At 73.9% G+C, this 6513-nt stretch carries 1 protein-coding gene; it reads left to right on the top strand.

Features of this window, described 5'->3' with window-relative positions; translation table 11 throughout:
* A partial coding sequence (locus tag ACIQU6_RS43470) for an SDR family NAD(P)-dependent oxidoreductase (protein WP_403488066.1) occupies nt 1–6513 on the top strand: 6513 nt, incomplete at both ends.

The following is a 6513-nucleotide window of genomic DNA, read 5'->3' as shown; positions in this document are numbered from 1 at the left end:
AACCAACCCGAACCCCACACCCTCACCACCACCCTCGCCCACCTCCACACCACCGGCACCCCCATCAACTGGCACAACCACCACACACCCACCACACACCACACACCCCTCCCCACCTACCCCTTCCAACGCCAACGCCACTGGCTCAACACAGACCTCGTCGCCACACCGCACGAGGCCGTCCCCCTGCCCGATCGGGCCACGGACAGCGACGAGGACGACCGCGAGGCAGCGGCCCCCGCCGCCGAACTCCCGCTCGCGCAGCGCCTCGCCGCGCTGCCGCAGGCCGAGCGCGAGCGCGTACTCCTGGAGCTGGTGCGGACGAACGTGGCCACCGTGCTGGGCCACCTGACGTCGAACTCCGTCGACCCCCGGCAGACGTTCAAGGAGCTCGGCTTCGACTCCCTGGGAGCGGTGGAACTCCGGCACCGGCTCAACTCCGCGACGGGGATGGACCTCTCGCCGACCCTGATCTACGACCACCCCAGCCCCGCCGCGCTCACCGCACACCTGCGGGCGTCGCTCACCGGCGGTCCGACCGGGCAGCGGGACGTCACCGCCGCCGGTCTCTCGGACGAGCCGATCGCCATCGTCGGCATGGCCTGTCGTTACCCCGGCGGGCTGACGTCGCCGGAGGACCTGTGGCAGCTGGTCGACGAGGCCCGTGACGCCATCTCCGGGCTGCCCGTCAACCGCGGTTGGGATCTGGACGCGCTGTACGACCCGGTGCCCGGCCGTCCCGGCAAGACCTACGCCCGGCACGGTGGATTCCTGCACGACGCCGACGAGTTCGACCCCGCCTTCTTCGGCATCTCCCCGCGCGAGGCCGCGGCGATGGACCCGCAGCAGCGGCTGCTGCTGGAGACCTCCTGGGAGGCGCTGGAGCGCGCGGGCATCGCCCCGACCTCGCTCCGGGGGACCACGGCGGGCGTGTTCGTCGGCGCCATGTCGCAGGACTACGGCCCGCGTCTGCACGAGCCCGCCGAGGGGTACGAGGGGTATCTCCTCACGGGCAGCACGGCGAGCGTCGCTTCCGGGCGCGTGGCCTACACGCTCGGACTTCAGGGTCCGGCGGTGACCGTCGACACGGCATGCTCCTCCTCGCTGGTGGCTCTGCACCTCGCCGCGCAGTCGCTACGCCAGGGTGAGTGCCGCATCGCCCTGGCGGGCGGCGCGACGGTGATGGCGACGCCCGGCATGTTCGTGGAGTTCAGCCGCCAGCGCGGCCTGTCCACCGACGGCCGCTGCAGGGCCTTCTCCGCCGACGCCGACGGCACGGCCTGGGGCGAGGGCGTGGGCATGATCGCCCTGGAGCGGCTGTCGGACGCGGAGGCCAACGGCCACCGGGTGCTCGCCGTCATCCGCGGCAGCGCGATCAACCAGGACGGTGCCAGCAACGGCCTGACCGCGCCGAACGGCCCCTCGCAGGAACAGGTGATCCGCCAGGCACTGGCCAGCGCCCGCCTGGAGCCCGCGGACATCGACGTGGTCGAGGCCCACGGCACCGGCACCAAGCTCGGCGACCCCATCGAAGCCCAGGCCCTCCTCGCCACCTACGGCCGAAACCGCGCCTCCGACCAACCCCTCCACCTCGGCTCCCTCAAGTCCAACATCGGCCACACCCAGGCCGCGGCGGGGGTCGCCGGCGTCATCAAAATGGTCATGGCGATGCACCACGCCACCCTGCCCGAGTCCCTGCACATCGACGAGCCCAGCCCACACGTCGACTGGACAGCAGGAGCCGTCAGTCTCCTCACCGAATCCCACCCCTGGACCACGCCCGACGACCGCCCCCGCCGCGCCGCCGTCTCCTCCTTCGGCATCAGCGGCACCAACGCCCACCTCATCCTCGAACAGGCGGAAAGCACGGAGGAAGCCGACGACGAGCCGGCCCCCACAGGCACGATCCCCTGGGTGCTGTCGGCCAAGGACGGGGCGGCCTTGCGCGTCCAGGCCACGCGACTTCGCGAGCGCCTCGCCACGGAGCCGCGCCCCCGTCCCGCCGACGTCGCCCACGCCCTCGTCACCAGCCGGGCGCTCCTCGACCACCGTGCCGTGGTCCTCGGCGACGACCACGAGAGCCTGCTCGCCGGCCTCGACGAGCTGACGGGCGAGGAGACCTCGGCCACCGTGTTCGCGGGTGCCCCGGTGGCGGGCGCCGACAGGGCCGTCCTCGTCTTCCCCGGACAGGGTTCGCAGTGGGCCGGGATGGCGGTGGACCTGCTGGATTCCCACGCCGTGTTCGCCGACTCCATCGCCGCCTGCGAGCAGGCACTGTCGCCGTACGTGGACTGGTCGCTCACCGAGGTGCTGCGCCGCTCCCCCGGCGCTCCGGGGCTGGAGCGCGTGGACGTGGTGCAGCCCGCCCTGTTCGCCGTGATGGTGTCGCTGGCAGCAGTGTGGCGCTCCGTGGGTGTCACTCCCGCCGCCGTGGTCGGGCATTCGCAGGGCGAGATCGCCGCCGCGTACGTCGCCGGCGCGCTGTCGCTGGACGACGCCGCGAAGGTGGTCGCCCTGCGCAGCCAGGCCATCCGCGCGCTCGCCGGCAAGGGCGGCATGGGCTCCGTACCGTTGCCGGTGCAGGAGACGGAAGCGCTGTTGGAGCGCTGGGGCGGCCGCCTGTCGGTCGCGGCGGTCAACGGGCCGTCCGTCACGGTGGTGTCGGGCGATCCCGACGCGCTCGCGGAGCTGGTGCAGTCCTGCCGGGACGAGGGCGTCCGGGCCAGGACGATCGCGGTGGACTACGCCTCGCACTCCGCGCACGTGGAGGAGATCCGCGACGCGGTGCTCAAGGCCCTGGCGGACGTGACTCCGCGCGCGTCGGACGTGACGTTCTACTCGACGCTGCTCGGCGAGCCGGTCGACACGACGGCGCTGGACGGCGACTACTGGTACCGCAACCTCCGCAACACCGTCCAGTTCGAGAAGGCGATCCGGGCCCTGGCGGCCGACGGCTACCGGACGTTCGTCGAGAGCAGCCCGCACCCCGTGCTGACCATGGGCGTGCAGGAGACCCTGGAAGCGGCCGCGGACGCGGCCGGTCATGACGCCCCCGCCGTGGTCGTCGGCTCGCTCCGCCGTGACAAGGGCGACTGGCGCGAGTTCCTGGCCTCCCTCGCCACCGTGTTCGTCGGCGGCCACGAGGTGGACTGGGCCGCGGTGCCCGGCACCGCGGGGCCCGCCCGCCGGGTGGAGCTGCCCACCTACGCCTTCCAGCGCCGCCGGTACTGGATCGAGACCCCGGCCGCCGCCGGGGACATGGCGGGGGCCGGACTGGCCTCGGCCGGTCATCCGCTGCTGGGTGCCCTGGTCTCCCTCGCCGACGACGGTGGGCTGCTGCTCACCGGCCGGCTGTCGGTGCGCGCCCACCCGTGGCTGGCCGACCACGCCGTGGCGGGCACCGTGCTCCTGCCCGGCACCGCGTTCGTGGAGCTCGCCCTGCGCGCGGCGGACGAGGCGGGCTGCGACCAGGTCGACGACCTCACGCTCGAAACACCGCTGGTCCTCCCCGAACACGGCGAGGTGCAGCTCCAGATGGCCGTCGGTGCGGCGGACCCGTCGGGCCGACGCCCGCTGCGCGTGTACTCCCGCCCGGCGGCCGACGCCCCCGGCGCGGCCGACGAGGAGTGGACCCGGCACGCGACGGCTTTCCTCGCCCTCGGCGAACCGGCCGTCACGGAGCCCCTCGGTTCCTGGCCGCCCGCGGGCGCCACGCCCGTTGACCTGACCTCGCGCTACGAGCTCCTCGCCGCGCAGGGCTACGAGTACGGCCCCGCCTTCCAGGGACTCGGTGCCCTGTGGCAGCGCGACGGCGAGACGTTCGCCGAGGTGCGGCTGGCGGACGAACAGCGGGCGGGCGCCGACGCGTTCGGGCTCCACCCGGCGCTGCTCGACGCGGCCCTGCACGCCGTTGTCCTGCGCGACCACGCCGCGGACGGGCCACTGCTGCCGTTCGCTTGGGACGGCCTGCGGCTGCACGCCACGGGCGCCAGGGAACTGCGGGTGGTGTTCACGCCCACGGGCCAGGACGCCATGTCCGTCATGGCCCACGACCCGGCGGGCGCCCCGGTCGCCGAGGCCGGTCTGCTCGCCCTGCGACCCGTATCCGTGGAGCAGTTGGCCACGGCGAGCCGTACGTCCGGGCCCGGCCGGTCGCTCTACCGGCTGGAGTGGACGCCGCTGACCGGGTCGGCGGCGACGGACAGCGCCACCGACGGCCCGGTGCCGGTCGCGCTCGGCACGGCCGACTCCGGTTCCGACCGGGGCTCCGACGCGGTGTTCCCCGTCGCGGGTGACGACCTGCACTCCGCCCTCGAAGAGACGCTGCGTACGGTCCAGGACTGGCTGGCCGACGAGCGCTCCGCCGACGCACGGCTGATCGTCACCACGCGCGGCGCGGTCGCCACGCGGGACGGCGACGACGTCACCGACCTCGCCGCCGCGGCCGTCTGGGGCCTGCTGCGCACCGCACAGTCCGAGCAGCCCGGACGGGTCGTCCTGCTCGACACGGACCTCGACACGGACGTCGGCACGGACGGGGCCGAGCCCGCTGCCGGTCTCCTGCGCCGGGCCCTGGCCACGGGCGAGCCCCAACTCGCCGTACGGAACGGCGAGTTCTTCGTGCCGCGGCTGGCCCGTACCGACCGCGCCGAGGCCGGGGCACGGGCCCTGGACCCCGAGGGCACCGTCCTGATCACCGGCGGCACGGGCGGCCTGGGCTCGCTGCTGGCCCGGCACCTGGTCACCGAGCACGGCGTACGCCGCCTGCTGCTCGTCAGCAGGCGCGGCCCGGCCGCCGACGGCGCGGCCGGACTTCAGGCCGAACTCGCCGAGCTGGGCGCCGACACCACCATCGCGGCCTGCGACGTCGCCGACCGCGACGCGCTGGCCGCCCTGCTCGCCACCGTCCCCGGCGAGCACCCCCTGACCGCCGTCGTCCACACTGCGGGAGCGCTGGACGACGGCACCTTCGACAGCCTGACGCCGGAGCGCCTGGCAACGGTGCTCCGCGCCAAGGCCGACGCCGCATGGCACCTTCACGAGCTGACGCGCGGTCACGACCTGGGCGCGTTCGTCCTCTTCTCGTCCGTCGTCGGCACGATCGGGTACGCGGGCCAGGGCAACTACGCCGCCGCCAACGCCTATCTCGACGGCCTCGCCGCCCACCGCCGCGCCCACGGGCTGCCCGCCACCTCCCTGGCCTGGGGCCTGTGGGAGGAGGTCAGCGGCATGACCGGGCACCTGGGCGGCGCGGACCTCGCGCGCATGGTTCGGGCGGGAGTGGCTCCGCTGCCCTCGGACGAAGGACTCGCCCTCTTCGACGCGGCACTCGCCCGCGCCGAGGCCGCGCTCGTACCGGCCCGGCTGGACCTCGCCGGTCTGCGGTCCCGCGCCGCCTCGGACGGGGTGCCGCCGGTCTTCCGCAGCCTCGTCAGGGCCCCCGTGCGCCGCGCCGCGCAGTTCCTGGCCGACGAGCGCGGGGGCGGCGGCTGGGCGCAGCGCTTCACCGGCCTGCCGGCGGAGGAACGCGACCGCGCGCTGCTCGACTTCGCGCGCCGCCAAGTGGCCACGGTACTGGGCCACGGCGAGGCCGAGGGCGTCGCCGCGAACCAGTCGTTCAAGGCTCTGGGCTTCGATTCGCTGATGGCGGTCGAGCTCCGCAACCGGCTCAACACCACCACCGGTCTGCGGCTACCCGCCACCCTCGTCTTCGACCACCCCACACCCACCGCACTCGCCGGATACCTCCGCGAACAGATCACCGGAAGCACGACGGCCGAGACGACCACCACCACGATCGACACCGCAACGACGGACGACCCCATCGTCATCGTCGGCATGGCCTGCCGCTACCCCGGCGGAGTCACCTCACCCGAAGACCTCTGGAACCTCGTCGCCAACGGCACAGACGCCATCGGCGACTTCCCCACCGACCGCGGCTGGAACCTCGACGACCTCTACGACCCCGACCCCGGCCGCGCGGGCACCAGTTACACGCGCCGCGGCGGCTTCCTGCACGACGCGCCGCGCTTCGACCCGGAGTTCTTCGGCCTGAGCCCGCGCGAGGCCCTGGCCACCGACCCCCAGCAACGCCTCCTCCTGGAGACCGCCTGGGAAACCCTCGAACGCGCCGGCATCGACCCCACCACCCTGCACGGCAGTCAGACCGGCGTCTTCACCGGCGTCATGTACAACGACTACGGCTCGCGACTCAGCACGGTGCCCGAGGAGTTGGAGGGTTACCTGCGCAACGGCAGCTACGGCAGCGTGGCTTCCGGCCGCGTGGCGTACACGCTGGGGCTTCAGGGCCCGGCGGTGACCGTGGACACGGCGTGCTCGTCGTCCCTGGTGGCCCTGCACCTGGCCGCGCAGGCGCTGCGGAACGGCGAGTGCACCCTCGCGCTGGCCGGCGGCGTCGCCGTCATGGCAACGCCCAACACCTTCATCGAGTTCAGCCGCCAGCGCGGCCTGTCCACCGACGGCCGCTGCAAGGCCTTCTCCGCCGACGCCGAC

The organism is Streptomyces sp. NPDC090442 (assembly GCF_044769405.1).
Lineage (GTDB): Bacteria > Actinomycetota > Actinomycetes > Streptomycetales > Streptomycetaceae > Streptomyces.
The sequence above is the reverse complement of the archived record's forward strand: the minus strand, read 5'-3'. Positions and strand labels throughout refer to the sequence as shown.